This is a genomic window from Thermoactinomyces sp. DSM 45891 (genome assembly GCF_900119485.1).
In the GTDB taxonomy this organism is placed as follows: domain Bacteria; phylum Bacillota; class Bacilli; order Thermoactinomycetales; family Thermoactinomycetaceae; genus Baia.
This window is the reverse complement of the sequence record NZ_FPJZ01000003.1, coordinates 132,442-157,809: the sequence shown is the minus strand read 5'-3', so window position 1 is coordinate 157,809 and position 25,368 is coordinate 132,442. Positions and strand designations below refer to the sequence as shown.

28 protein-coding genes, 4 tRNA genes and 1 pseudogene are annotated in these 25,368 nt (G+C 40.8%); 25 read left to right on the top strand and 8 right to left on the bottom strand.

Features of this window, described 5'->3' with window-relative positions; genetic code table 11:
• The first annotated feature begins 55 nt into the window (after positions 1–55).
• The 13 genes from BT147_RS05515 to BT147_RS05455 all read left to right on the top strand — a co-directional run bounded on the left by BT147_RS05515 (position 56) and on the right by BT147_RS05455 (position 8,191).
• The gene (locus BT147_RS05515; protein ID WP_072331941.1) at positions 56–739 is read left to right on the top strand and encodes a TerC family protein; all 684 of its coding nucleotides are present in this window, start codon (positions 56–58) and stop codon (positions 737–739) included.
• Between the two features lie 147 nt (positions 740–886).
• Positions 887–2,005 (top strand): GspE/PulE family protein, encoded by a 1,119-nt coding sequence (locus BT147_RS05510; RefSeq protein ID WP_072331939.1) that lies wholly within the window; start codon positions 887–889, stop codon positions 2,003–2,005.
• Entirely contained in the window at positions 1,959–3,005 is a 1,047-nt protein-coding gene (locus BT147_RS05505; protein WP_072331937.1) for a type II secretion system F family protein, read from the top strand. Before BT147_RS05510 ends, BT147_RS05505 begins: the two co-directional genes overlap by 47 nt.
• An 18-nt stretch (positions 3,006–3,023) precedes the next feature.
• Complete coding sequence (locus BT147_RS05500; protein WP_072331934.1) at positions 3,024–3,350, top strand: competence type IV pilus major pilin ComGC; 327 nt, start codon at positions 3,024–3,026, stop codon at positions 3,348–3,350.
• Positions 3,338–3,796 (top strand): GspH/FimT family pseudopilin, encoded by a 459-nt coding sequence (locus BT147_RS05495; protein WP_072331931.1) that lies wholly within the window; start codon positions 3,338–3,340, stop codon positions 3,794–3,796. The genes BT147_RS05500 and BT147_RS05495 overlap by 13 nt, the downstream gene beginning before the upstream one ends.
• Complete coding sequence (locus BT147_RS05490) at positions 3,793–4,179, top strand: hypothetical protein (RefSeq protein ID WP_072331928.1); 387 nt, start codon at positions 3,793–3,795, stop codon at positions 4,177–4,179. Before BT147_RS05495 ends, BT147_RS05490 begins: the two co-directional genes overlap by 4 nt.
• Before the next feature lie 23 nt (positions 4,180–4,202).
• Positions 4,203–4,634 carry a competence type IV pilus minor pilin ComGF gene (locus tag BT147_RS05485; RefSeq protein WP_072331925.1) on the top strand — a complete coding sequence of 144 codons (432 nt, stop codon included), beginning with the start codon at positions 4,203–4,205 and terminating at the stop codon, positions 4,632–4,634.
• Complete coding sequence (locus tag BT147_RS05480) at positions 4,621–5,040, top strand: hypothetical protein (RefSeq protein WP_072331922.1); 420 nt, start codon at positions 4,621–4,623, stop codon at positions 5,038–5,040. Before BT147_RS05485 ends, BT147_RS05480 begins: the two co-directional genes overlap by 14 nt.
• A gap of 27 nt (positions 5,041–5,067) precedes the next feature.
• The gene (locus BT147_RS05475) at positions 5,068–5,586 is read left to right on the top strand and encodes a shikimate kinase (RefSeq protein ID WP_072331920.1); all 519 of its coding nucleotides are present in this window, start codon (positions 5,068–5,070) and stop codon (positions 5,584–5,586) included.
• 53 nt (positions 5,587–5,639) lie between these two features.
• Positions 5,640–5,858: a YqzE family protein gene (locus tag BT147_RS05470; RefSeq protein ID WP_177239689.1), complete on the top strand. Its 219-nt coding sequence runs from the start codon at positions 5,640–5,642 to the stop codon at positions 5,856–5,858.
• A 105-nt stretch (positions 5,859–5,963) separates the two neighbouring features.
• Entirely contained in the window at positions 5,964–7,070 is a 1,107-nt protein-coding gene (gene ispG / locus BT147_RS05465) for a flavodoxin-dependent (E)-4-hydroxy-3-methylbut-2-enyl-diphosphate synthase (RefSeq protein ID WP_143187926.1), read from the top strand.
• Between the two features lie 82 nt (positions 7,071–7,152).
• Positions 7,153–7,374 (top strand): DUF378 domain-containing protein, encoded by a 222-nt coding sequence (locus tag BT147_RS05460; protein ID WP_083426399.1) that lies wholly within the window; start codon positions 7,153–7,155, stop codon positions 7,372–7,374.
• A 115-nt stretch (positions 7,375–7,489) separates the two neighbouring features.
• Positions 7,490–8,191 (top strand): gamma-glutamyl-gamma-aminobutyrate hydrolase family protein, encoded by a 702-nt coding sequence (locus BT147_RS05455; protein ID WP_072331909.1) that lies wholly within the window; start codon positions 7,490–7,492, stop codon positions 8,189–8,191.
• Positions 8,192–8,286: 95 nt separating this feature from the next.
• On the opposite strand, the gene BT147_RS05450 is transcribed toward BT147_RS05455, so the two are convergent.
• Both BT147_RS05450 and BT147_RS05445 read right to left on the bottom strand, forming a co-directional pair.
• A complete protein-coding gene (locus tag BT147_RS05450; protein ID WP_072331906.1) occupies positions 8,287–9,315 on the bottom strand; it encodes a cytochrome d ubiquinol oxidase subunit II in 1,029 nt (342 codons plus the stop codon).
• Between the two features lie 14 nt (positions 9,316–9,329).
• Positions 9,330–10,655, bottom strand: coding sequence for a cytochrome ubiquinol oxidase subunit I (locus BT147_RS05445; RefSeq protein WP_072331903.1), 1,326 nt, complete (start codon positions 10,653–10,655; stop codon positions 9,330–9,332).
• A 196-nt stretch (positions 10,656–10,851) separates the two neighbouring features.
• On the opposite strand from BT147_RS05445, the gene BT147_RS05440 reads away from it, so the two are divergent.
• The 3 genes from BT147_RS05440 (at position 10,852) to BT147_RS15225 (ending at position 14,616) form a co-directional block, all read left to right on the top strand.
• Positions 10,852–11,826, top strand: a complete 975-nt coding sequence (locus BT147_RS05440) for a VanW family protein (protein WP_072331900.1) — start codon at positions 10,852–10,854, stop codon at positions 11,824–11,826.
• A 144-nt stretch (positions 11,827–11,970) separates the two neighbouring features.
• The gene (locus BT147_RS05435; protein ID WP_072331897.1) at positions 11,971–12,987 is read left to right on the top strand and encodes a resuscitation-promoting factor; all 1,017 of its coding nucleotides are present in this window, start codon (positions 11,971–11,973) and stop codon (positions 12,985–12,987) included.
• A gap of 162 nt (positions 12,988–13,149) precedes the next feature.
• Positions 13,150–14,616, top strand: coding sequence for a YecA family protein (locus BT147_RS15225; protein ID WP_143187925.1), 1,467 nt, complete (start codon positions 13,150–13,152; stop codon positions 14,614–14,616).
• A gap of 71 nt (positions 14,617–14,687) precedes the next feature.
• Here BT147_RS15225 and BT147_RS05425 read toward each other — a convergent pair whose 3' ends face one another.
• Complete coding sequence (locus BT147_RS05425) at positions 14,688–15,125, bottom strand: GNAT family N-acetyltransferase (protein WP_072331895.1); 438 nt, start codon at positions 15,123–15,125, stop codon at positions 14,688–14,690.
• A gap of 131 nt (positions 15,126–15,256) precedes the next feature.
• Here BT147_RS05425 and BT147_RS05420 point away from each other — a divergent pair, with 131 nt between their 5' ends.
• The 6 genes from BT147_RS05420 to BT147_RS05400 all read left to right on the top strand — a co-directional run bounded on the left by BT147_RS05420 (position 15,257) and on the right by BT147_RS05400 (position 16,689).
• On the top strand, positions 15,257–15,787 hold the full coding sequence (locus BT147_RS05420) for a phosphatidylglycerophosphatase A family protein (protein ID WP_072331892.1): 531 nt from the start codon (positions 15,257–15,259) through the stop codon (positions 15,785–15,787).
• Positions 15,788–16,075: 288 nt separating this feature from the next.
• Positions 16,076–16,249, top strand: a complete 174-nt coding sequence (locus BT147_RS15425; RefSeq protein ID WP_176786549.1) for a hypothetical protein — start codon at positions 16,076–16,078, stop codon at positions 16,247–16,249.
• A gap of 97 nt (positions 16,250–16,346) precedes the next feature.
• Positions 16,347–16,421 (top strand) — tRNA-Met (locus tag BT147_RS05415).
• Between the two features lie 4 nt (positions 16,422–16,425).
• A tRNA-Asp gene (locus tag BT147_RS05410) sits at positions 16,426–16,502 on the top strand.
• A gap of 18 nt (positions 16,503–16,520) precedes the next feature.
• Positions 16,521–16,595 (top strand) — tRNA-Ile (locus tag BT147_RS05405).
• A gap of 19 nt (positions 16,596–16,614) precedes the next feature.
• A tRNA-Val gene (locus BT147_RS05400) sits at positions 16,615–16,689 on the top strand.
• A 96-nt stretch (positions 16,690–16,785) separates the two neighbouring features.
• Here BT147_RS05400 and BT147_RS05395 read toward each other — a convergent pair.
• On the bottom strand, positions 16,786–17,370 hold the full coding sequence (locus tag BT147_RS05395) for a site-specific integrase (RefSeq protein ID WP_072331889.1): 585 nt from the start codon (positions 17,368–17,370) through the stop codon (positions 16,786–16,788).
• A 314-nt stretch (positions 17,371–17,684) separates the two neighbouring features.
• Positions 17,685–17,915, bottom strand: coding sequence for a hypothetical protein (locus BT147_RS05390; protein WP_072331886.1), 231 nt, complete (start codon positions 17,913–17,915; stop codon positions 17,685–17,687).
• Positions 17,916–18,453: 538 nt separating this feature from the next.
• Here BT147_RS05390 and BT147_RS05385 point away from each other — a divergent pair.
• Together BT147_RS05385 and BT147_RS15020 are read left to right on the top strand one after the other, a co-directional pair.
• The gene (locus BT147_RS05385; protein ID WP_072331883.1) at positions 18,454–19,566 is read left to right on the top strand and encodes an acyltransferase family protein; all 1,113 of its coding nucleotides are present in this window, start codon (positions 18,454–18,456) and stop codon (positions 19,564–19,566) included.
• Positions 19,567–20,185: 619 nt separating this feature from the next.
• Positions 20,186–21,001: pseudogene (locus BT147_RS15020) on the top strand (reverse transcriptase domain-containing protein); the annotation flags it as partial.
• Positions 21,002–21,318: 317 nt separating this feature from the next.
• Here BT147_RS15020 and BT147_RS05370 read toward each other — a convergent pair.
• Together BT147_RS05370 and BT147_RS05365 are read right to left on the bottom strand one after the other, a co-directional pair.
• Entirely contained in the window at positions 21,319–22,590 is a 1,272-nt protein-coding gene (locus tag BT147_RS05370; protein WP_072331877.1) for a cation:dicarboxylate symporter family transporter, read from the bottom strand.
• Positions 22,591–22,958: 368 nt separating this feature from the next.
• On the bottom strand, positions 22,959–23,144 hold the full coding sequence (locus BT147_RS05365) for an H-type small acid-soluble spore protein (RefSeq protein ID WP_072331874.1): 186 nt from the start codon (positions 23,142–23,144) through the stop codon (positions 22,959–22,961).
• 172 nt (positions 23,145–23,316) lie between these two features.
• Between BT147_RS05365 and BT147_RS05360 the strand changes: the two genes are divergently transcribed.
• Complete coding sequence (locus BT147_RS05360) at positions 23,317–24,528, top strand: peptidoglycan DD-metalloendopeptidase family protein (protein WP_286119107.1); 1,212 nt, start codon at positions 23,317–23,319, stop codon at positions 24,526–24,528.
• Here BT147_RS05360 and BT147_RS05355 read toward each other — a convergent pair.
• Positions 24,525–25,259: an endonuclease/exonuclease/phosphatase family protein gene (locus BT147_RS05355; protein WP_083426397.1), complete on the bottom strand. Its 735-nt coding sequence runs from the start codon at positions 25,257–25,259 to the stop codon at positions 24,525–24,527. The two genes, BT147_RS05360 and BT147_RS05355, sit on opposite strands and share 4 nt — an antisense overlap.
• Positions 25,260–25,368 lie beyond the last annotated feature (109 nt).

Genomic DNA, 25,368 nt, shown 5'->3' with positions numbered 1-25,368 from the left:
AGTAAACTATTTCGTGTTAAAGTGGAGAGGAACAATCTAGAAAAGGGGTTGAATGATGGACGCGCAGTTTTGGCTTTCGTTTTTTAATATTATCGTTTTGGACCTTATTTTGAGTGGTGATAATGCTGTTGTGATCGGAATGGTTGCGAGAAACTTGCCTGAAGATAAACAGAAGAAAGCAATCTTATTTGGTGCAGGTACTGCCATTGTACTTCGTGCCACGTTAACGGCAATTGCTGCGTATGTGCTAAATGTTCCATTCCTTATGTCGATTGGTGGATTGTTGCTACTCTGGATCGCGGTAAAGTTACTTGTAGAGGATAATAGCGAAGGAACACATGTGGAAAGTCATCAAGATCTGCGAAGTGCGATTAAGACGATTGTGATTGCAGATGTGGTGATGAGTTTAGATAATGTTTTAGCAGTTGCTGGCGTTGCCCATGGAAATATTTATTTGGTTCTATTTGGACTAGCCCTCAGTATTCCGATTATTATGTGGGGTAGTCGCTTGATTGCCAAGATCATGAACCAGTTGCCATGGCTCACCTATGTGGGATCGGCTATTTTAGGGTATACTGCTGGTGGTCTGATTATAGGAGATAAATTAATTGAGAAATACTTCTTGCAAGGGCTAGATACCTTCAAGTTCCTTATTCCCATCGCATTGGCTATCATCGTTATATTAGTTGGCGTTCTATGGAAAAAAGTTATGGGAAATCATAATAGAAGAATGGTGTAATAAGAAACCACATTCAGGAAACGACAATCGACCCTGAATGTGGTTTCTTATTTTTAACTTATCTACCTAAAAAAGGAGGAATTTAGGGGAAGTAAGTCGAAAAAAATCAAAAATTACTGAAAATAATAAATGTGAAGAGGGACTTACATGGATGTTGTCCAATTTTTAACGGAGTTGTTAGGAGATGCTGTGGTACGTAGATCAAGCGATATCCATTTAGAGCCATTTCCTGACTTTATGTGTGTCAGACAGAGGGTAGATGGCTTCTTGCTCGAGACCCATCGTGTTCCGGTTGAACACGCGCCCGCTCTGTTATCAAGGATAAAAGTGATGAGTCAGCTAGACTTGGGTGAGCGTCGTTTGCCGCAAGATGGTGCTATGACGATTCATTTAGATGAGATGGCAGCAGAAGTGCGTGTTTCATTGTTACCCACTTTATATGGAGAAAAGGCCGTTTTACGTCTCTTACAAACAAAAAAGGAATTGATTCAACTTCATCACTTAGGAATGGATCCAGAAGAATTAGGACGATTAGAGCAGGTTTTACAACGATATACAGGTCTGGTTATCGTGACAGGACCAACTGGATCTGGGAAAAGTACTTCTTTATATGCCATGCTGCAATGCTTGAATGACTCCGCCAGAAATGTGATCACTCTAGAAGATCCTGTGGAGGTGCAGATTCCTGGAATTAATCAAGTACAAGTCCATCCGAAAGCAGGGATGAATTTTAGTGTTGGGCTACGAGCTATCCTTCGGCAGGACCCGGATGTCATTATGATTGGTGAAATTCGTGATTTAGAGACGGCCGAAATTGCGATACGAGCAGCATTGACCGGTCACTTAGTTTTAACAACCCTCCATACAGCGGATGCGATTGGAGCGGTGGTGCGATTGATGGATATGGGCATTGAGCCGTATCGCGTTGCGAATGCATTATCGGGTGTAGTTGCCCAGCGCTTAATCCGAAAAAGCTGTATGTACTGCCAAGCAAGTGGCTGTCAGGAATGTCATCATACAGGTTACTACGGACGTACAGGCGTATTTGAAGTGCTAGAAGCGGATGATGATTTTCGTCGGCTTATTATTGAGAGTCGTACGATTCAACGATACCGGAATCATTTTCGTCAAAAAGGAATTCGTTTCTTGCCAGAAGGCTTTCGTCGAAAAGTGTCAAGTGGAATTACTACCTATGAAGAAATGTTGCGGGTGATGAATGATGTGGCAGAGATCCAACTGGACCTTCAATCAACTAGCTCAATTTAGCGGTCAACTACGGCATTTATTACAATGCGGGGTCCCTCTTGTAACGAGCATTGAACTATTAATTCAACAAAAAGTACTTTCTCCTAGTGTAGGCAGATCCGTCACGAACCATTTAGAACAAGGTGCATCCTTTTCAAAAGCACTACAAAAAAGCCATTTGCCTCCTTTTATGGTTTCACTGGTGGCGGCGGCAGAGCAATATGGAGATTATGAACGGGGTCTTAAACAGTGTGAACAGTTTTATCAGACGCAGGCAAAGATCACCCAAGATATCAGACAAGCGTGTACCTATCCAGCGATTGTGATGGTTTTAGTAATTGCTTCATTTATTTTTTTACTTAGTACCGTTCTTCCTCGTTTTGAGGAACTATACACTACAATGGGACTTGAGTTGCCTTGGCTAACCAAGATGCTGTTTACCTTGACAGACATAGCAGGGATCGTCCTTCCGATCATTGGGACTATGCTAATGGTACTGATCGGTCTCTTGGTATATCTGGGGATTCGGAGCCCAAAACAAATGAGATCTTATGGTGAACGCCTGAGCTTTCGAGTGTTCGGTCTCAGAGCCTGGATGAAGTTTCGCGTAACACATTATTTGGCACTACAATTAGGTTCTCTCTTACACTCTGGGGTTCCGTTACTTCAAGCGATCGAATGCCTACATCTTCGCGCCCCATGGAGAATTATTGCTGTGCGCATCGGTTTTGTGAGAGATGCGCTACTAGAAGGGAAAACATTGGAACAGGCATGTGAGGAATATCTAAATCTGTATACCATTCCAACGTTTACTCAATATATAGCAATTGCGGAGCGGACAGGAAAATTAGATCAAACGCTTCAATCGTTGGCTGGTATGGTGGAAGCAACGATGAAACAGCAGATCGAGCGGTTTACTAAACTACTTGAACCCGTCTTAATCTCATGTCTTGGTTTTTTATTAGCACTGGCTGTATTGGCACTATTTCTTCCTATGCTACAGATGGTGCAGAGCTTATAGAAGAAAGAGGTGACTGGTATGAGGTTATACTCAAGAGAGTCAGGTTTTACATTAGTTGAGATGCTAGTTGTGTTGTTTGTGATCGGTATTATTTTAGCAATCGCGATTCCTAATTTAAGGGCAGCTGGTGAGTCGGCGAAGAAAAAAGCCGATTTGGCAAACCAGAGAATGATCTGGACTCAGGCGGAGCAGTATTATTTAGAGAATGGTATTTATCCGAACAGTGTCCAAGTCTTAGTAAAAGATGGGTACCTTCACGCGGCCCCTACTTGTCCAAATGGAAAGGGAACTTATACAATACAGCCTGATTTACCACTGGAGAAGCGGGTGTTTTGTCAAAAATGATGAGAGAGCAGTTAGGAAACGAATTGGGTTTTACATTGATGGAAACGGTTTTTGTTTTGTTTCTACTATCTCTATTTTGCACCCTGGCCCTCCCATCTTTTTCCACTATGAGTCAAAATAAGATAGAGCAACAGTTTGGTGTGGAGGTACGAGAAATGTTCAGTCTAGCTCGTTCTTTGGCTGTTAGCCAAGAGAAGAGTTGGCGTGTTCTTGTGCTACCAGATAAGATTCAGTTACAACAGCCCGAGTCCAATGTATTGAGGAAAGAACTTGCGATCCCGACGCAGTGTAAATTTACACATCATCTTCCTAAAAATGAAGTGACTTTTAGACAGACGGGACAAGCAGTAGGAGGTACCCTTACATTAACCTGTAAGAGGGGATACCAGGCTGTCTGGAAGGTGCAAGTAGGGTCAGGTCGGGTCATCATGGAGGAACACAGATGAAAGAATCAGGTTTCTCCTTTATCGAAACGATTATCGCGTGTACCATTTTGTGCACTGTAATCGGATTCGTTGTTCCGATCTTCCGAAGCGAAACTTTTAATGAGTCAAAAGTGAAATCTCATGAGTATGCAAGGGAAATCGCACAAAACAAAATGGAACATGTGCTAGCCAGCCCTGTTTCCAAACTAAAGATTGGACACCAGGTAGAGAAGGTTCATAGTCCAAATAAGACCAAGCAGGAGTTTCGTCTCCATACTTGGGTGAAGCATGAGTCGGATCACCTTCTTGAGTTGGAGGTGAAGGTCGAGTGGACATCCACTTCAACAAACTCAAAAAAATACGATTACACTCTCCATACGTATCGGCTTGCAAAAGGATTGTAACCTCACAATCAGGTTTCACATATGTGGAAACTGTTTTTACATTAATCATCATTGCGATCATTCTTCCCGTACTTTTCATTATGATCCATTTTGCTGAGACAAGAGGGGAAAGCCAAAAGCAACATCAGATTTTGATGAGAGAACGCCAGGCTATGCATCAATACATTGATCAAGAATTACGAGGGTCCTATTCTTTACAAGTAAATAAAAATGATTTGATCGCCAAACAGGTTAATGGGGATGAGATCCGGGTTCGTTGTCAAAACAATCGCTTGATTCGTAGCATTAAAAAGCAGAATGAATCCACCTTTCAGGGCACGATGATCCTAGCAACACAAATAGAAAAATGCAACTGGATACGGGAAGGAAAAGGCATTCGTATGTCTGTTCACTTCGCTTCAAATTCAAAAAAACAGTCTCGATTTATGGAGATGTTACTATATGCTAAGAAATAAGAGTAACCTTGAACAAGGTTTTATGATTCCCGTTGTGATGATGGTTATTTGGCTTGTGTTCCAATTTGTCCATGCATACATCTCGCAAACAGTCGCGATTCAACAAGCGGACTTTTTAGATTCTGAGAGAGTAAAGGCACGATATGCAGCCACTGGAGCGATTGATAAAGTGTTGGCAAATTGGAAAGAGCGTTTAGATGAGTCTAAATGGAGTTGGCAAGAGGCGAGCGTGGAGCAAGCAATTCAGGTAACACTATTACCCAGTTCAGATTCGGATTTAGAGCAAGGTCAAACGGGAATCTTACAAGCAAGAGCGACAGGTAAATTAGGAGTTCGAAAAACGATAACTGTCCAGATTGATCTGGAAACAGGCAGAAAAATAAAAGAAGTAAGAGATGATAAGTAATCTCGCAAAGAAAGAAGCGAACACAGCATGAATCTACATCAAAAACATCTAATCTTGTTAGGGATGATGGGGACTGGAAAAAGCACCGTTGGAAAACATCTTGCTCAGCATCTTCCGTATCCAGCTATTGATTTTGATCACTGGATTGAAGAGAGACAAAATCAATCGATCCCAAGCATATTTGAGCAGTTGGGCGAGTCTTATTTTCGCGAATTGGAATCGCAAGCTCTAAAGCATTTTTTGAAGCAACCCCAGCCACATATTCTCATTACAGGCGGGGGTGTTATACTTCGGCCCGAGAATAGAAAACGGATGAAGAAAGCGAATGGAGTGGTGTTTCATCTAATAGCCGATGTGGAGACTCTTATTCAGCGGTTGGATTTAGATGTAAATCGACCTCTCTTGCAAGGGGATAAGGCCGAAAAAATTCGACGTATATGGAGTGAAAGAAAGAGCCTTTATGAAACGATTGCTGACTACCGGATTCAGACAGATGACCGTTCACCTGAAGCAATCACAACCGAAATCCTCTCCCATTGGCATTAGCTCCCTGTTTAAAGGAATGATTAGGAGGTCATGCTAGGGATGAGGTGATGAGGTTGTCATTTAGAGATTGGATTACCTATATGATGAAGCAGATGTTATGGTTTATGGAAACTCCGCGAACGGAACGAAAAGCACAGCGATTAGAGCGAAAAGAACCTTGGCTAGAAAAATGGTTTGGGATCGTCCCGATTGGAACCAAGCTCTTCGTGGAGAAGCAGTTAGAACGACGTCATCGATCACAAAAGCCAACAGAAGGTTCGAAGCCATCGTAAATTGTAAAAAGTTATCCATTATCGGGAGCTGTTTAGCTCCTTTTTTGTTTGACAGCTATGATATACTTTCTCTAGAAAAGCTTTATAAAAAGGAGCGAATACATCGTGTATCATCGTTCAGAAACAAGACCTGTAAAGGTTGGAAATATACAAATTGGTGGAAATGATCAAGTTGTTATTCAAAGTATGACTACTAGTAAAACGCATGATGTCCCAAAAGTGGTAGCCGAAATTAATCGTCTTGCTGAAGCTGGGTGTCAAATTGTTCGTGTGGCTGTACCGGATCAACGTGCAGCTGATGCTATTAAAGAGATAAAAAAAGAAATCACCGTCCCTTTAGTAGCGGACATTCACTTTGATTACAAACTTGCTTTAAGAGCTATAGAGGGTGGAATTGATAAAATTCGTATTAATCCAGGGAATATCGGTCGCCGTGAAAAAGTAGAAGCAGTTGTTAAGGCGGCTAAAGAACGTGGAATTCCCATTCGAATCGGAGTAAATGCAGGGTCTTTGGAGAAGCGGATTCTAGACAAATATGGATATCCCACCGCTGAAGGTATGGTGGAAAGCGCCCTTTATCATATTGGGATTTTAGAGGATCTAGACTTCCAAGATATTATTGTTTCCTTAAAGGCATCGGATGTACGCTTAGCAATCGAGGCTTACCAAAAAGCAGCTGCCGCGTTCCGTTATCCTTTGCATTTAGGAATTACGGAATCAGGGACTTTATTCTCTGGAACAGTAAAGAGCTCGGCGGGTCTAGGTGCGATTCTCTCTCAAGGAATTGGTTCTACCATGAGAATTTCACTCAGTGCTGATCCAGTAGAAGAAGTAAAAGTAGCGCGCGAGTTATTAAAAACATTTGGATTAGCAGCAAATGCGGCTACGTTAATTTCTTGCCCAACGTGTGGCCGAATTGAGATTGATTTAATTAGTATTGCCAATGAGGTAGAAGAGTACATCTCGAATATTCAAGCACCGATTAAAGTTTCCGTCCTTGGTTGTGCAGTGAACGGCCCTGGAGAAGCGAAAGAAGCGGACATCGGCATCGCGGGAGCACGTGGCGAAGGTCTCCTATTTAGACATGGAGAAATTATTCGTAAGATTCCTGAGAAGGAAATGGTTGCAGAACTGAAAAAAGAAATTGATAAATTAGCGGAAGAGCACAAGCGCAAGCAAGAAGCAGAGGCAGCTTTGAACGTACAAGTGTAGAAATAGAAAAAGAACCTTTCTGTATAATATTTGCCTGCATTCTCATACTAATAGTGACTCACAAAGGAGGAACATGGTTAGTATGAAAAAAATTGCCCTTCTATTAGTCATTATTGGCGCGCTCAACTGGCTTCTGATAGGAGTGTTTGGATGGGATATTGTAGCTGCCATCTTTGGTGGTGACCCAACTCCTGCAACCTCTATGTTTAGCCGAATCATCTACTCCATAGTAGGTCTTGCGGGAATTTACTCCATCCGTTTCCTTTTTGACGATCGAGTAACCGCTGATAACGACAATCATTAAAGATAAAAAACTCCAGATATCGCGCCTGGAGTTTTTTGTTGCCTATTATGCCAAATGAACATACAATTTTATAAATCCAGTATGTTATTCATTACTTCATAAGGGGATGTAGCGGATGTCTGCAATGATCGGGATTACAACATTTATCGAATTAGATGAGTTTACCAAAATAAGAAGGGCATATGCGAACTCGGTTGCTACTGCTGGTGGAATCCCTGTTTTATTATCACCCATTGTCAATGAAACATTGGCAGAGGAACTAGCTGATCGATTGGACGGTTTACTCTTATCAGGTGGCGGAGATATTAATCCTATTCACTACCATGAAGAACCTCATCCAACACTTGATTTGGTTTGTGATACTCGGGATCAATATGAATTCCAACTCGCGAAAGCATTTATGAATCGCAGAAAGCCCATATTAGCCATTTGTCGAGGAGCTCAAGTGCTTAATGTTGTACTAGGTGGAACGCTGATTCAAGATGTGCCGTCGCAAGTAACTACCGATTTACCGCATTCCCAAGAAGCAGATCGGCATGTTGCTACACATAAGATCCAAATTGACCCGCAATCAAAATTAGCAGAAATTTTAGATGAGTGTCAAATTGATGTCAATAGCTTTCATCACCAATCTGTGAAAGACTTACCGGGTACATGTCAAGCAACCGCTTATGCCCCTGATGGAGTCGTGGAGGCATTTGAATACCAAGGTGATCAATTTGCCTTAGCGGTTCAATGGCACCCTGAAGCAATGACTCATGATGAACATTCTTTGAAGCTATTTCGCTATTTTGTAGACAAGTGTTCTTGTTCATAATACCTTTTGGACCCATAAACCTGTCATAGCTCACTCATTGTAGTGGACAGATGAATGGGTCTTAATTCATTCATAATAAGCAGGTAGGATCATTCTTATAAATATCCTTCCTCATGTTCACCCTGTACATATTTGGCATTGAATAAAAATAGCCAAAGTAGGAGCCCAAGTGATGGGATTAATACCAACAGCCCAGCGAGAAAAGTGATGACTAATGCTTTTCCGAGGACAGGACTGGTAACGGCGCCCTGAATGGTAATATAGGGATCTAATAAATACGGGAGATGAGAAGCTCCATATCCAAAGAAAGCAAACCCAAACTGGAGCATGACTAGCACAAAGGCAAGTCCGAACCATTTTCGTTTCCAAATTAGAAATACAGCCCCTATAAAGCAAAGTAGGGATAGCCCAAAGCACCAACCAATCTCAAGTGCTCGCTGAAAATGGCGTGGGTTATGGTGAGAAAGAGCCCAGAAAACCAAAAGACTGGCTAGGATAGTGGGCCCACTCCATGCTAACGCGTATTTGCGTAGTAATTCACGAGCAGGAGTGTCTTGCGCTCGATTAGCATAGAAAGTAAGGAAGGATGAACTAATATACAAAACGCTTACGATGGCTAAAAACGTAACCGCCCATGAATAAGGATTTGTGAATAATTGAACGATCGATAGCGTAATTCCAGAATCTGTTTCCCTAATAAATCCTCCTTCTGACATGGTTAAAATAGTGGATAGACTTGCGGGAATCAGCAATCCAGTAGCTCCATACAAAAACATATAAATGCGATTGCTTCGAACTCCATAATGAGCAAAGGCATAAAAAGAACCCCGGATGGTAAGGAGTATCAAGAAGACGCTTCCTGGAATAAGAAGAGCGGTTCCATAGTAATAGGCTGTATCAGGAAAGAATCCAATAATCCCTACAATAAAAAAAATCAAGAATACATTCGTCACCTCCCAAACAGGCGAGAGATATCTTTCGATCACCGTATTCACAATGTGATCCTTTTTCGTTTTCATGCTGTAATAAGAGAAGAAACCAGCACCAAAATCAATGGAGGCTATGATTAGATATCCATACAAAAATGTCCATAGTACTGTAATTCCAATCATCTCGAGTGACATGATGATTTTCCTCCTTATAATCCGTAGCGTTTCGCTAATTCTTGCTCTGCGCGGTTATGTCTGAACAAGCGATATAATACGATACATGTGAGTATCCCGAGAGCGAGGAATAAGGCACTAAAAGCCCAGGTAGTAGAGGAAACGTGATCTGCTGTAGTGGCAGCTTTATCAACTCTTAAGACCCCGGTAATAATCCACGGTTGCCGACCTACTTCTGCGAATATCCATCCCAATTGAATAGCAATAAAAGCTAGGGGAGCTCCTAAGACAATGCCTCGCAAAAGCCATGGACTCCACTGATTCCCTTTTTTTCGATACCATTCAATTGCGAAAACCGCTGAGACAAGCAAGAGATAAAATCCGATTGACACCATGCCGTCAAACAGATAATGAATATAAAGTGGTGGCCATAAATCCTGGGGAATATCATTTAGACCTTTCACTTCATGATTAGGAGAATTACCAGCCAAGATACTAAGGGCAAAAGGTATTTCGATTCCATACTTCACTTCTTGTGTTTCCTTGTTTAAAACACCACCGAAAATCAAAGGAGCCTGCTTGGCTGTTTCAAAGTGCCATTCGGCAGCCGCTAATTTAGTTGGTTGATGCTTAGCTAAAAACTTTCCAGAGATATCACCAGCTGCAAAAGTCGCGATAGCGAGGATAAATCCAGTGATCATCGTTAGACGAAGCGCCTTTTTATAATAAACATGATTTCTACCTTTGAGGATGTGATAGGCGGCGATGGAGGCAAGTAAGAAGCCGCATGTTAGATATGCAGAGGATAAGACGTGTGCTACTTTACTAGGTGTAGCAGGGTTGAGCATAGCGGCAATCGGATCAATATCGACCGCTTTTCCATTTTCTAGACGAAACCCAGCTGGAGTATTCATAAATGCGTTTACGATCGTGATAAATACAGCTGACATAGAGGATCCAATCACGATGGGGACGGAACTAGCCCAATGGATCCACGGATTTTTAAAACGATCCCATGTATATAAATAAATACCAAGAAAGATAGCTTCGACGAAAAAGGCGAATGTCTCCATAAATAGCGGAAGGCTGATTACATTGCCTGCTAGTTGCATAAACTGGGGCCATAACAGAGAAAGCATAAGTCCAATACAGGTTCCCGTTACCACACCGACAGCTACAGTAATAACAAAGCCGCGGGTCCATCTTTTTGCTAACATGATATAGTGATTATCTTTTTTCCAGATCCCCCATGCTTCAGCTAATGAGATAAATAAAGGAACACCGACTCCGATCGTGGCGAAGATAATATGAAAGGAAAGTGTTTCTGCTGTGAGAATTCGTGACCAAAAAACAGCATCCATTGATAGGCCTCCTTTTATTGAAACAATGCTATCATGTTCAATATTTCACAAATAAAGATCTTGATTTCAAACAATAAATGGATCTATAAACATTATAAAATGTGAATAATATCACATATATAGGAATATGTGACGGGATTGTGATTATTATTCGGCGAATCTCTGGGCAGACTACTGGAGGAAGGAGGAGAATCAGATGAAGAAACCAATTCTGATCACGTTTATATCCACTATGTGTTTGTTCATACTGTCTTGTACTCCCATGCAAGCAAGTCAAAAACAGGCATCTCCACAAGAGGAGAAAACTCCAAAAGCAGGACATCAACTGAATGCAAAGATGATATTTCATCATGAGAATCAAGTCTGGGAATTAGAATTGGGTGACATAGGATTTGACGGAATTGACCCTACTTCATTAGACCATGAACTCATTCACAGCTGGATTCGAACTGAAGTTGCTCCACAAGTTGAAAAAGACCCTGTATCTGCTTTTTATAAGAATAGAAAACTGATACCAGATCAAGTTGGTTATCAAGTTGATTATGTAGCGATTGAGGAGACTCTACAAAATGTCCATCAAATTCTTAATCTGCCTCAAGAACTACCATTAAAAATACTTCAGCCACAGATCACCAAACAAAAAGTGTTGACCTTGAAGCAGAAGCGTCTAGGTTCATATCGGACTTATTTTAATCCTGATAATGAAAACCGATCACACAATATTTCTCTGTCTACGAATGCGATTGACCATAGAATCGTCGTACCAGGAGAAACCTTTTCATTTAATGAAATCGTAGGCATTCGGACAACCGAACGCGGTTATCGTCCTGCTCGTATCATTGTAAAAGGAGAGTATAGCGAAGGAGTCGGGGGAGGGATCTGCCAAACTTCTTCCACCTTATTTAATAGTGCTGATCAAGCAGGACTGCAAATTGTGCAACGCTATAGCCATAGCAAGCATGTGGCGTATGTCCCTAAAGACCGGGATGCTACCGTGTCATGGGGAGGCTATGATTTTAAGTTTCGTAACCAATTCAATGAACCTATTTTGATATCTTCCCGCATAACCGGAGGAGTTTTGAATATATCTATTTATGGGCCAAATGCCATTATGCATAAACAGAATGAAATACCTGATTCACCCCCATTATCGCAGCAAGATGAATCCTAACTAGCCGTCGCCCAATATGTGACGGCTTTTTTGCCGATAAGGGAAGAGGGTTAGAAAATACTTCCTATTTAGCCAATTTGCATAGAAATAACGAAAATAGTCTGTTATAATGGGACACGTTAAACCCACTAAAGGAGCGATTCGATGAATAAAAAATTTCTTCTAGCCGGAATAGCTACAGTAGCCCTCAGTTTAACCGGGACACTTGTGGTAAATGCGATGGAGAAAGAAGTAGTCATCACCTTTAGCGATGGTAAGAAAGTCGTCTCAAAAGGCTTTCATGATACAGTTGCTGAAGCTTTGGAGGATGAAGGTTTCAAGATAGCCGAGATGAAACAAAAGTACCATCCTAGTGTTCCTTGGACTCAAAAATTGACCAAAGATCTTACCAACGTTAGCTTGAATTGTCGATGTAAAGTCAGCCTAACTATAGGTGGTAAAGCCGAAGGTGAGAAAGAGACCGCGAAAGGTACGGTTCGTGAGTTTTTAGAGGAGCAAAAAATCGCCTTAGGTGAATGGGACGAAGTAAGTACAGCATTGGATGCAAAAATTCAAGATGGAATGCAGATCTCAGTTGACAGAATTGAGCAAGTAGTCAAAAAAGAAGAAAAAGAGATTAAGTTCGATACAGAAGAACAAAAAGATAAAACCTTAGCAAAAGGGGAGAAGAAAGAGGTTACCCCTGGAAAGCTAGGAAAAGAGATTTATCAAGTTACCATCTACTATAAAAATGGTGAGCCTATGATGAAGGATGGAAAGCCAGCTTCTGATTCCAAGTTGATCGAAAAAATCGATCCTGTAAAAGCAGTATTTAAGATTGGAACGAAAGAAGAGGAAGATTCGAGACCCGCGTTTGCAGGTGGTGGTTCCTTACCAAACGGAACGTCGTATAAGAAAATGATAATGGCCGAAACCACCGCCTACACTTCCAAAAAAGGTGCAAAGACGGCTTCAGGGAAAGTGGCTAGAGTTGGACTAGTGGCAGTTGATCCAAAAGTAATTCCACTTGGAACAAAGCTGTTCATTGAAGACTATGGAATGGCGGTTGCAGCAGATACAGGTGGTGCCGTAAAAGGAAATATTGTTGATGTATATTTTAATTCTGAAGCGGAATGTAGAAAGTGGGGACGTAAAGATAAAAAGGTGTACATCCTAGATTAAGACCGTACATAGTGGAGTTCAATACTATGCAACCTGCAAAGAAGAATTGCAGGTTCTTTCTTTTTTGAAAAGATAAAATGGAAAGTTTTATCAAATTCGTCTTTGAATTTCCCTACTTTTTCGATATACTTAGGAAAGGAATAATTCATCCGAGGTGTATGAATGGTAGGTCGAAATGAACCCTGCCCTTGTGGAAGTGGGAAAAAGTACAAAAAGTGCTGTGAACGTGTAGTCACGATTCGTCATGCTGAGGGATTGCGAGAAGGACGCGACCGAGATCTATCAAAAAAATTACTCGTAGACCTAAATCAGTGGTTTCATCCGTATTGGAAAATGGAAAAGCATAGTAAGTGGGGGCATCGTTTTAAAGAGTTATTGCACTTACCTCTACAAGAACCAGTCCCACAATCTTTTTCCTTTTCCTTTTATTATTGGTTGTTACTTGACGCCCCCTGTGTCCAAAATAAGCGACCGGTTGAGCTGTGGGCATCAACAGTCCGCCGAACACCAGAGAAGGAAAGAGTGCTGACAAGCTATTTGGATAGTAAACTCACATGTTATGAAATGATCGACATAAGGGAAGAAAGCATGCTGTTTCGATCTCTATTAGATGGGGTTGAGTATGAAGTGATACGAGGTGCAGAGGTGCCTCGTGAACGGATTGTCTTTACTCGCTTAATACGTTTAGGAAATCGATATGAGCTGTTTGGCCCTTATACATCTTTTGTGCATGAGATGAGAGGGGAGATACTCGTGCAACTAGAGAAATTTAACCACCTAGACCAAGAACAACAAAAATATGCAACTCGTGAACGTGAACAAGGATGGCAAGTGCTTGGATGGTCCATGAAACGCGCTCAAGAGCTTGAAAAGGCGGAGAAGTTAGCACCAGCATCAACGCCTGAGATGGTGGACGGTATCCGTGAAACTCTGTTCTGGCCAAATGTCGAGTATATGTCTGAACAACCAGGATTGCCGATTAAAATCATGCAACAGTTAGAGCAGTTTTACGTTTCGCAGGTTAATCCATTACAAAAGAGAACCCAACAATTTTACAGTAAATCGCTAGAGATACTGTTTGACTATCTCTCCAAACGATTTGGACAATCTTTTCAATGGTCTATGCTAAATGAGGAAGCTTTCATTCATTTTTTTAGCATTTGGTATTTGGATAGTGGAAAAGCTACTCCAATGGCTTCTAAGATCTTCTTAAATACCTTGAAAAATCTGTTTCAATGGCTCTATAACCAAGGCATTTCTAATATATATCTTCATTTCAAAAAAGTTTACTCTATTTTAATTCATAAATTGCCTACAACGATTGAGGCACGTACTTGGTTAGCGGAACACGCAATTGATACAGGGGAAACAGACCATACAGGAACCATGATACAAAATATGTTCATGCTTGCAATTTCAGGGACAGGTCCTGTCCTGTTGATTGGTGAACGATGGGTACCTGTACAACTTCGTGCTTTCCCTGCGATTTGGTCAGATGAGCGTTTTTGGGTTCGAGGAACGATTCAAATGAGTGAAAACCACTGTATTTTTACTCATATTGAAAACGTGTTTCCTATGACATTAATGGAAGAAGAGTTACCGAACGCCCATGTATTAGGTCAAAAATAGAGGAACAGCCTACTGTATTGTTGGAGGCTGTTTCTTTTGGTTCTGTTATGTGAAGTAGAAGCTTGTCCTGCTCATAGGGAAAGCTTTTTTTGCATATCCTTGTGGTCAATACCCGCATCTAGATACACCTCACCTTCTGCGGTATACCCTAGTTTCTCATAAAAAGGAAGGGCATGTGTTTGGGCAGAGAGGACGATTTTCTGGGCCCCTTGGTGCCGAGCATACTCTTCTAATGCCAGCATTAGTTCACGACCAGCCCCTGTTCCACGTCCTTCAGGTAGGACTGCTACACGTTCTGCTTTGGCTACATGGTGCTTATACCATCTCATACGACAAGTGCCAATTGCTTTGTGATCTAATTTTGCTAAGAAATGTATGGAGGAACTTTCTTTTTCATCAATTTCCTGATCCTCAGGAACCCCTTGTTCATATACAAATACTTTATGCCGAATTTCAAAAGCTTGATTTAATTCGTCGTTAGATTCCACTTTTTTTACACTTATACGCATGAACATCACTCCTGTTTCTGTATTTTACCCCTTTTCTTTGAAAAGATGGGTGAGGAATTTTGAAATAAAAAGGAAACCTATCGTGTTCGTTTGAATAATAGTGATTTACCATGTTGGAAGGAGAATGAAAAATGGGTAGAAGAGTTCATAGTAGTGAGGTTTATCAAGCTGTGATGAATAAGTTAACGGAGCGAGGAGTTCCTTTGGAGGCTATTGCTGAGATCGTCTATGAGATGCAAGTCCCTTATAAAGCGGACCTTCGGAAAGAGGTTTGTCTGGAAAGTGTAATGGCTGTTTTAGAAAAAAGAGAATTACAACATGCGATTCTAGTTGGAGTCGAACTAGATACCTTAGCTGAGAAAAACATACTTTCTGAACCGCTACTAAGTATTGTCAAAGCCGATGAGGGGTTATTTGGCTGTGATGAGACATTAGCTTTAGGATCCGTATTTGGATATGGAAGCATTGCTCTTACTACCTTTGGATATTTAGATAAACAAAAGATAGGCATTATCAAAAGTCTAGATAATCAGAGCGGGGAACATTGTCATACATTTTTAGATGACATTGTCTGTGCGATTGCTGCTGCTGCTGCTGGGAGATTAGCCCATCGAATTCGTGATGAAGACGAAGAATGCGATTCAGCCATAGACACATATTAATCCGTTTGATCTCATAGTAGGATGAAGGTGTACCATATATGGTGATACTTCAATGATCTTAACAAAATAAAAAAACCGAGTACTGCCCTGTACTCGGTTGCCATTTGAGGAGGGAATTTGGTGGAACAAGTGACTTGCTTGTTCTGTATATACTATGTTAATCTCTATAAGCCCGTTTGGACGTTCACCTAAATTGTGCGTTAGTCTAGATTTGCTAAATGAAAACAGCTGTATCACTAGGAATATTTCCCACTATCTGAGTTACACTACAGCTAGGAGGAGATATAGATGGATCAATGGATTTATTGCGCAAAATTATATGAATCCCGTTTTCAAGCAAAAGTATTAGCGACACGAATGCAAGAAGATTGGTGGCTATACGGGTACGAAAGCCCTGATACTGTGGAAGTATTTCGCTCGAGAAAAGGGCGTTTTGGTGTGAAATACATCTGGAGACACTAAGAAATTTTAAAAAAGTACTTGTGTGATTATCCATTCTGTTGTATAGTATTAATTGTCGCTGAAACAAGTTAGAAAAAATATGAATCAATCATAATGTCGCGGGGTGGAGCAGTGGTAGCTCGTCGGGCTCATAACCCGAAGGTCGCAGGTTCGAGTCCTGTCCCCGCAACCAATGTGGAGCTGTGGTGTAGAGGCCTAACATGCCTGCCTGTCACGCAGGAGATCGCGGGTTCGAATCCCGTCAGCTCCGCCATTTTCCGTAAATACATACGGGCCTATAGCTCAACGGCAGAGCACCTGGCTCATAACCGGTTGGTTACAGGTTCAAATCCTGTTGGGCCCACCATAAAAACCTAGATAGACTAGGGCAGTTAGCTCAGTGGGAGAGCGCTTCCCTGACACGGAAGAGGTCGCTAGTTCGATCCTAGTACTGCCCACCACGTTAATCCTTGAGAAATCAAGGTTTTTTGTTTGTCTTTTTTACGATTAGGGCAAAAAAACCTTGATTGACCACATTTTGACCACATTGATATTTTTTATCCTTTTTTGGACAACGCATGACTAAATTTTTCGGCCGCCTTTTCTTGAATACCTGGGATTACATGGCTGTATATTTCCAAAGTTACACTTGTACGGCTATGTCCTAACCTCTCACTAACCACTTTTGGGTGTTCTCCAAGTTGTAGCATGATACTGGCGTGGGTATGTCGTAAGTCATGGAAACGGATTTTTTTAATTCCGCATTCGGATATCATTCTGTTATAGTGCCGTCTAAGGTTTTCGGGGATCATGGGGGTTCCAAGGCTGGTGCAAACAACCAAATCAAAATCCCCATATGACATTCCTAGTTGTAGCTTTTGCTTTGATTGCTCTAATTTATGTTTTTTTAAGGCTTGGACTACGTCATCAGTTATTGATATCAGCCTTTTAGATCCTTTAGATTTTGGTTCCTGAAATATCAGCCCATTTTTGGTTTTAGCTAAGGATTGCTGTATGCTCAATGTTTTGTTCTCAAAATCGACAGCTTGCCACCTTAATCCGAGAATCTCCCCCATACGCATACCTGTGAAGATGGCAAGGAGGTAAGCAATATATAGAGGTTCTTTTTCTGTACTACTCAAGAACCTTGTGGCCTCGTCAGTGGGGTTCTTTTGAATTAATCCCCATTTTTTTGCGTATTGAAGGAGCTACTAAGAACATGATGGTTGGAGTAAGCGGAATTACTATCGGGTTAAGAAAGAGGCGATTGAGAAGGTAGCATGTGTATTGAATATTATTTAAGATTGCATTCGAACTGCTTTGAAAATCTCTTTCAACACAATTAACAAAAAAGCCTACAAAAGGAAATAATAACCTCTCAAAGGCTTTGTTTTATTAACTATGAGTATCGCTTCTAATACTTCCATTTTTTCATTTAACTAAAGAACAGCACGCTCTAGGATAATTTTTCAATCGAAATTGTTGCACTGGCAGCAAAGCTTCCGTCAAAACCGCCTGCTAGGATGTCTGATGTTGTGACAGCATTTAATAATCGGACAACTGCTCCAGTAGCTACTGTTTGATATGAATTACCATTAACTAGAACATTGTTTCCTGTGGCTGGTGCTTCGGCACCAAATCGTGGACTTACGGCGAATCCACCACTTATACCTATTCCATATGCCATTCCTGTTCCTGTGGCCGACGATGTGGATTTTCCGAATGCAGAAAAATCGAATCGGTAGAGTCCAGCTTGATTTATAGTAATGGTACTACTAGGAGCAGTAAAAGTATATGCAGGAGAAGTTGTTACAAGTTGAGTAAAGGTAACACCATTATTAGTTGTTGTAGTAACACCAGGAATTATAGAAAAAGCTTGGAATATATCACTGCTAAGTGGTCCAGTAGGCCCTGCTGGTCCTTGAGGTCCCGTAGTGCCGTCCGCGCCATCCGCTCAGGATTAGAATTGAGTTTGATATTCTGCACTAGAATTAGCTTGTTTACAATAGAGGCTACTGAACTAGTCATTAGAGGTGTATGGAATAGAGGTTATGTGACCGGTAACATTCGCCGACATAAAAGGATAGATTTATACATGATGAGAAAAGTATAATATGAAAATGGAATTTAATCGACCCAAATAGTACCTTCTCAACGTTTTTTAAATTGATGTATTAACATGTTGGTGGTACTTCGAAATAGTATATTTAGTTAGGAGTCAGTAAATGAAACGGCACTTAGTACAATTGGATTCTTTACGCGGTATAGCTGCTTTGACAGTGGTTTTCAGTCATCTGCTATATATTTTTCCATATTTTGAGCCAAACACGAGTCAAAATACGGATTATTTTTGGTTGAATATAGTTAAATATAGTCCACTACATATTTTTTTTGATGGACATGGGGCAGTCATTTTATTTTTTGTGTTGAGTGGTTTTGTACTAGCCTTACCTTATTATCGAGAGAGTTTTAAATTAGAATACATTCCATATGTGATAAAGCGTTTTTTCAGAATATACGTTCCTTACATTGTAACGTTGGTTTTTGCTTTCTTATTAGCATTTCCTTTCATTGGAGAGGTGGTACAGGGTGGTAGTGATTTCGTTTCACGTGGATGGAATAAAGAAATAGCAATACAAGATATCTGGAATCATATTTTATTCATAGGAAATTATGATACAAGAGATTTTCACCCCGTTATTTGGTCGCTTATTCATGAAATGAGAATTTCTATCATTTTTCCGTTCATTATGATGCTTGTGCTACGACTTAATTGGAAGAGTGTACTTTGTTTTGCAGTATTTCTTTCCGTTATGGTAGAAGTAGCAAGCTTAGATTATACGATTCATTATATTGGAATCTTTATGGTAGGGGCGTTATTGGCTAAATACTACCAGACTATTGTAGATTGGTTAGAAGAGAAAAATACGTTATTTAAAGGGTTTCTGTTCTTACTAGGGGCTTGCTTCTATTCATATAGCTTCCTGTTTTACAATGTTTCTTTTGCTCATAATTTTATTATAGATGATTGGTTTACAGCTATTGGATCAGTCATATTCATAAGTATCAGTTTAGCTTCTATCAGAGCAACAAACGTCTTAAAATGGAAGCCGATTCATTTCATAGGGAAAATTTCTTACAGTCTTTATCTAGTACACCTCCCCATTATTCTGTTCATGGTACATTTATTGGCTAACTTGATACCAACCAGTTCCATTTTATTGCTAAGTTTTGTGGTTTCATTATTAGTTGCTAGTCTTTGCTACTATTTCATTGAAATTCCATCTATTAAAATGGGTGCTAAAATGGCTAGTAGAATAAAGAAGAGAGAAAAGTAATGTGTGTACGAGTTTTGACTTGTTCGAAAACAAGACCGCTAGATTTTTCTTAGCGGTCTTTTATATGTGCGCCCGGCATGGGCGTAGTCTATAGGGTGAAAGTCCCGAATGGTGAAGGTAGCAGTAGCCATTAGCTTAAGGCAAGGGTGTCCACCGTGAGGTGGAATCTGAAGGAAGCCGTCAGCAAATCTCCGATCTGAGGACACGAATCTCATACAAGGCTAGTATTCGTTGGATGAGTCTGCATAGCAAGACAAAGTCCTTGCTACCGAAGGCGAATGAGAGTAGATGAGACAGATAGATGGAGAGAAAGACTGCGTTCTTACCCGGGGAGATCTGCATGGCAAGCCATGTCCACAGGGTAACCTAGATCGAAAGGTTTAGCTGAACATGCAGAAGTCAGCAGATGCCATAGTACCTGAGTAGAGGATACTTGAAAAGGGAAGGGCTGAACATTTAGGAAGAACGATTCACTAAGCGTTCATTCTTTACATTGATACAGACAACCTATAATAGGCTTGCCTAGAGGAGGAAGTGGTAAAGTCCATGGGGGACTCTTGGAGGGTGGAGTAAGGAATGGCACAAATAGAATGAAGCGTTCACGAGGAAGGTTATATCGATGTTAATGAAACGGCTACTTTCAAGAGAAACTCTCTTGAAAGCACTCAAACAAGTGGAAAAGAATAAGGGTAGCCATGGGATGGATGGAATGTCAGTAGAATCCCTACGAGAACACATCCAGGAACATTGGACTTCTATCCGTTCTTCCATCGAAGATGGAACCTACAAAACCGTTGCCCGTCCGTCGAATCGAAATCCCGAAATCGAACGGTGGCGTTCGGTTATTAGGTATACCTACTGTGTTCGACCGTTTCGTACAACAAGCAATCGCTCAAATTCTAACACCTTTATTTGATCCGGGTTTTTCAGATTGTAGCTACGGGTTCCGTCCCGGAAAACGTGGACATGACGCAGTTAGAAAAGCCAGGGGATATATAGAGGAAGGCTATCGATGGGTAATAGATCTAGACCTTGAGAAGTTCTTTGATCAAGTGAGCCATGACAAATTAATGAGCTTACTTGTAAAGAAGATAACAGACAAGCAAATATTGAAACTGATTCGTAGGTATTTGCAGTCTGGAATTATGGTTAATGGCTTACGAGTTTCCAATGAACAAGGCGTCCCACAAGGTGGCCCATTAAGCCCATTATTATCTAATATCATGCTAGATGTATTAGATAAAGAACTGGAAAAGCGCGGGCATAGATTCGTTCGGTATGGAGGCCCTGGAAACGAAAGTTTCTAGGATTCAGCTTTACTCATCACCACCAACCTAAAATACGTATTGCCAAGGAGAGTATTAAAAGAGCGAAGGAAAAGATCAGAGAAATTACCTCTCGTTCAAAATCATTCACCATGGAGCAAAAATATGACTGGACTCGTCAGACTTAAATGAACCGCCTAGTGCGGAACCGCATGCTAGGTGGTGTGAGAGGTCGGGGGTTAATCACCCCCTCCTACTCGATTAAAAGTTGCTCATTTGTGAGTCGTATGTACTGGTTTGGTAATATACATAAATCAATCATCGCTACGGTTATTTCCAGATATGAAGAACTCGTTGTTTGCTGTTTAAGTTTTTGGGTAGCTGTTTACTATTCTATCGATAGATGAGTGAACAAAGCAAAATAAAGACGCCGTTTCCCTAATAGAGGATAAATGGCGTCTTTATTTTGTAGTGAAATATGAATGCATTACTTGGATGGAATGATATTTAATTCCTTCAAGTAAGCTGTTTCTTTGTCTTTATCATATTCTTTCTCCCACTTGGACATAACAATGGCGGCTAGGGAGTTACCAAATACGTTTACGACGGTTCTGGCCATATCCATGATTCTATCTACACCGGCGATGAAAGCGAGTCCTTCGGCTGGGATTCCGACTGCCCCAAGAGTAGCTAGTAATACAACGAAGGATACACCTGGTACTCCAGCGATTCCTTTAGAAGTGACCATGAGTGTGAGAAGAAGTGTGATTTGGGCGCTAATTGGCATATGAATTCCATATAATTGAGCGATGAATAGTGCTGCGATCGCTTGATAAAGAGTAGAGCCATCAAGGTTAAATGAGTAACCGGTTGGAATAACAAAGGATGTAACGGCCTTCGAGCATCCTAACTTCTGCATCTTCTCGATTAGCTTTGGTAAAACGGTTTCAGAACTTGCTGTAGAGTAAGCAAGTATAATTTCATCTTTTAAGACGCGGAATAAGTGGAAGATGTTAATGCCTACGATGCGTGCCATGATTCCCAGTACAACTACAATGAAGAAGATCATTGCGGCATATACCAAGATAATGAGTTTGCTAAGTGGAATAAGGGACTGAATACCAAACTTAGAAACGGTTACACCAATTAGTGCAAACACACCGAGCGGAGCAAACTTCATAATCTGATTGGTCACGGAGAACATAGCTTCCGAGACACCGTGGAAGAAGGTAAGAACGGGTTTTCCTTTTTCTCCAATGGCGGCAACACCAAGTCCGAACATGACGGAGAAGAAGATAATAGCGAGCATATCGCCTTTTGCTAAGGATTCGAACAGGTTACTTGGAACGATATTTACAAATGTATCTGCAAACCCATGACTTCCTACTTGGTGGGTTGTGTCTACGTATTTTTGAATATCTGTTTTTTGCAGTACATCCATCTTAATGCCGGCACCTGGTTGGAAAATATTAGCAAGTAGCAATCCGAGTACGAGAGCGATGGTGGTAATGATCTCAAAATAGAGAATGGTTTTACCGCCTAGTTTTCCCAACTTCTTCGTATCCCCAACTCCAGCGACACCCACTACGATACTGGCAATGACGATTGGAATTACGATCATCTTAATTAGTCGAATAAAGACGTCACCAATCGGCTTTAGATATGTCTCAATTGTAGGGTTTCCGTAGAAAATGGCACCTACTATTACACCAACAACCAGCCCAAATAAAATTTGCCAAGCTAGGCCAAATTTTTTCATATTATCACCTCTGATAGTTATTTAGTAAAGAACAATAGAAAATGCTATAGAAATTTATTTAATTATGGGCGAGTTGCACTAAATAATCATATTAAATTTCACATATATATTCAATGATTTTATTTAACAACATAAATAAAACATTTTAATGTGATTTATATTTGATTAATATACTATTTTATGAATAAATATTAGTTTGTTTATAGGTTTTCGCGCGTAAATAATTCTTTGTTGTGTGATTATATTTATCTAATTTCATCAAATATAGAGAAATTAATTATAATTATTAAAATGATTATGATGCAGATTGAAAAAATAAAGAAGGGAACTGGCAGCTGATCTGGCCGTTCCCTTCTTTATAGATCAAACTAATGATTGACTTCACTTAGATCGGAAAGTCTAACTTTTTGTTTTTCTTGATGTTCTCCTTGTATATGAACGGTAGCTGTAACGCCATCCTCACTTACCTGGTCAATCCAGATCGAATTACCATTGTAGTTCACAAGTATAGTTTCCGGGGAAGCAATTATTTCTTTTGCTCTTTGTATATCCAATGTTGTTTCCTCCCTTTAAATGGCATTTGTAGTATGTTCTTATACGTTTACTTACATGCGAGTTTGAAAGTAATAAATAAAAATAGATGAATTAAAAACAACAACATTTGCCAATATAATCAATATAATGAATTTTAAAATTAATAAGATTAATCATTTAGGGGGAAATCAGATGAGGAAGAAATGGATGTATTGGTGCATTGGGCTTGCTTTATTGTTAGTGTTGATGCCGACTGTAGCGGTTCCTGTTTGGGAAAATGTCACAACGTCTAAAATAAGCGAAGACGATATTTCAAAATTGACAGAGGCGGTTACGCAAGAGATGACTCAGCAAAAAAAAGCTTCTGTCTCTGTCTCGGATGTGAAGAGTCGTGCGCAGGTAAATGTTCAGAGAAAGGACATAGACAAGAAATGGGTGTTTGGTACAGCTGTCATTGAGGCACCTAAGGAAAAAGGGGCGTATCCAGAGGGTTGGATTTATGTTGCGAAGATGGAAGGTGCCGAATGGAAGGTGGCTTTGGAGGGGAGTCAATTATTCCAGAATTGGTTACAAGATGCGCCTAGTACGGTCGTGAATAGCAATGAAAAGAAGGTGTTTGCTAATCGTAGTAGTGATGTCAAGATTATGGGGGATCAAGATCAATTGAGGTTGCCTTTTGCTTTAGGGGCTACTTGGACGTTAACAGGTGGACCGCATGGTTATAGTGGACAAAATACTCCTTATAGCTCCCTAGATCTAGCAGGGGGGAATCAACAAGTTTTGGCAGCGGGTTCAGGAAATGCATATACTATGTGTGGAAGTGGACAGGGTTGGGTTCGAATTATTCATGCGAACGGTTTTGCCACTGATTACTATCATTTGTGGAATAATATCCGGCCGAATGGGTCATGGGTGGATGCAGGTACATTCCTCGGGTATACGGGCACAGATGTATCGTGTGGGGGATATGCATCAGGAAGACACGTACACTTTGCACTCCGCTACAATAATGCATATGTATCGATAAATGGGCGTGAGATCGGTGGTTGGGTATTCTGGTCGGGTAATTCCGCCTATGGAGGGTACGCGATGCATGGAAGTACCGTTCGTTATCCAGGTCAAGGATTGTATAATTACGGAGCACTTGACCAGAACCAAGGGATTGTGGATGTAGTGGGGAGTGGCACGCTGAATGTGAGATCTGGACCGGGAAGTAACTATCCGATCGTGGGCACGAAGAATGATGGAGAGATTGTAACTATAGCATGTACGGCCACAGGTACGACTTTCACAGGTAGATCGAAAACCACGAATATATGGGATCGCATCGGTAACGGACAGTGGGTTAGTGATGCCTATGTATGGACAGGATCAACGACTGCAGTTGCTCCAACATGTAACTAGTGGCTGAGGGATATTGTTGTGAGTAGGGGAAGATGGTCTGAAGCAAGGGGATTGCTTTGAACCACTTCTGCACTTTGAACAAAGAGGTCACGACTGACAAAGATATAATCTAGTTGGGTTCTAGGGCGTAATGAAGGAAAGGTTGCATATCGCATAGTGGGATCGTTTGCTTTGCAGACATCCGTGAAGTGATATGTAACCTTTTTCCATGGTTTCGATTTCGGCCTCATGTTCCAATCTCCCATTACGATAGTGGGTAATGAGTGTTCTAAGCAATGATGGAGAATATAGTTAACCTGCTTGCGATGAATCCAGGGGTTTAGACTAAGGTGCGAGGTGCACACATGTAATGTTTGACTAGGAAGTTGGATGTGTGACTCTAGCAAGGAGCGATTTTCCATCAGTCTAGTTGGATATTGGAATAGGTGATTTTGCTCGAAGGAGATGGGATAACGCGATAAGATCGCATTTCCATATCGTTTATGTTCTACTCTTTTCTTGGCTGGTGAGGAAATAGCATGTCCATAAGCATAGTTCATGCCGAGTGACTTGGCCAGCCAATCTATTTGATTTACATAATGACTTCTTTTTGAAAAATAGCAATCTACTTCATTTAAACCAACTACATCACACTGATGATCGGCGATGATTTTAGCAATTCGTTGTAGATCGATTCTGCGATCGGTTCCTTTACCATGATGGATATTAAAGGTCATGACACGTAACTTCAAAGTATCGCCTCTCTAGAGCATGGGACTGAAGATGTGTAGATAGCTCTTGTGTATATTATGGTTAACTTTAACCAAATTCAACGGAGATTCATAAAAAAAATTGTCGAAA

Excerpts from the sequence above, each read along its gene's own strand:
- BT147_RS05515 (WP_072331941.1), top strand. The coding sequence starts at position 56 with ATGGACGCGCAGTTTTGGCTTTCGTTTTTTAATATTATCGTTTTGGAC.
- BT147_RS05510 (WP_072331939.1), top strand. The coding sequence starts at position 887 with ATGGATGTTGTCCAATTTTTAACGGAGTTGTTAGGAGATGCTGTGGTA.
- BT147_RS05505 (WP_072331937.1), top strand. The coding sequence starts at position 1,959 with ATGTGGCAGAGATCCAACTGGACCTTCAATCAACTAGCTCAATTTAGC.
- BT147_RS05500 (WP_072331934.1), top strand. The coding sequence starts at position 3,024 with ATGAGGTTATACTCAAGAGAGTCAGGTTTTACATTAGTTGAGATGCTA.
- BT147_RS05490 (WP_072331928.1), top strand. The coding sequence starts at position 3,793 with ATGAAAGAATCAGGTTTCTCCTTTATCGAAACGATTATCGCGTGTACC.
- BT147_RS05480 (WP_072331922.1), top strand. The coding sequence starts at position 4,621 with ATGCTAAGAAATAAGAGTAACCTTGAACAAGGTTTTATGATTCCCGTT.
- BT147_RS05475 (WP_072331920.1), top strand. The coding sequence starts at position 5,068 with ATGAATCTACATCAAAAACATCTAATCTTGTTAGGGATGATGGGGACT.
- BT147_RS05460 (WP_083426399.1), top strand. The coding sequence starts at position 7,153 with ATGAAAAAAATTGCCCTTCTATTAGTCATTATTGGCGCGCTCAACTGG.
- BT147_RS05455 (WP_072331909.1), top strand. The coding sequence starts at position 7,490 with ATGTCTGCAATGATCGGGATTACAACATTTATCGAATTAGATGAGTTT.
- BT147_RS05450 (WP_072331906.1), bottom strand. The coding sequence starts at position 9,315 with ATGTCACTCGAGATGATTGGAATTACAGTACTATGGACATTTTTGTAT.
- BT147_RS05445 (WP_072331903.1), bottom strand. The coding sequence starts at position 10,655 with ATGGATGCTGTTTTTTGGTCACGAATTCTCACAGCAGAAACACTTTCC.
- BT147_RS05440 (WP_072331900.1), top strand. The coding sequence starts at position 10,852 with ATGAAGAAACCAATTCTGATCACGTTTATATCCACTATGTGTTTGTTC.
- BT147_RS05435 (WP_072331897.1), top strand. The coding sequence starts at position 11,971 with ATGAATAAAAAATTTCTTCTAGCCGGAATAGCTACAGTAGCCCTCAGT.
- BT147_RS15225 (WP_143187925.1), top strand. The coding sequence starts at position 13,150 with ATGGTAGGTCGAAATGAACCCTGCCCTTGTGGAAGTGGGAAAAAGTAC.
- BT147_RS05425 (WP_072331895.1), bottom strand. The coding sequence starts at position 15,125 with ATGCGTATAAGTGTAAAAAAAGTGGAATCTAACGACGAATTAAATCAA.
- BT147_RS05420 (WP_072331892.1), top strand. The coding sequence starts at position 15,257 with ATGGGTAGAAGAGTTCATAGTAGTGAGGTTTATCAAGCTGTGATGAAT.
- BT147_RS15425 (WP_176786549.1), top strand. The coding sequence starts at position 16,076 with ATGGATCAATGGATTTATTGCGCAAAATTATATGAATCCCGTTTTCAA.
- BT147_RS05390 (WP_072331886.1), bottom strand. The coding sequence starts at position 17,915 with ATGGCATATGGAATAGGTATAAGTGGTGGATTCGCCGTAAGTCCACGA.
- BT147_RS05385 (WP_072331883.1), top strand. The coding sequence starts at position 18,454 with ATGAAACGGCACTTAGTACAATTGGATTCTTTACGCGGTATAGCTGCT.
- BT147_RS05370 (WP_072331877.1), bottom strand. The coding sequence starts at position 22,590 with ATGAAAAAATTTGGCCTAGCTTGGCAAATTTTATTTGGGCTGGTTGTT.
- BT147_RS05360 (WP_286119107.1), top strand. The coding sequence starts at position 23,317 with ATGAGGAAGAAATGGATGTATTGGTGCATTGGGCTTGCTTTATTGTTA.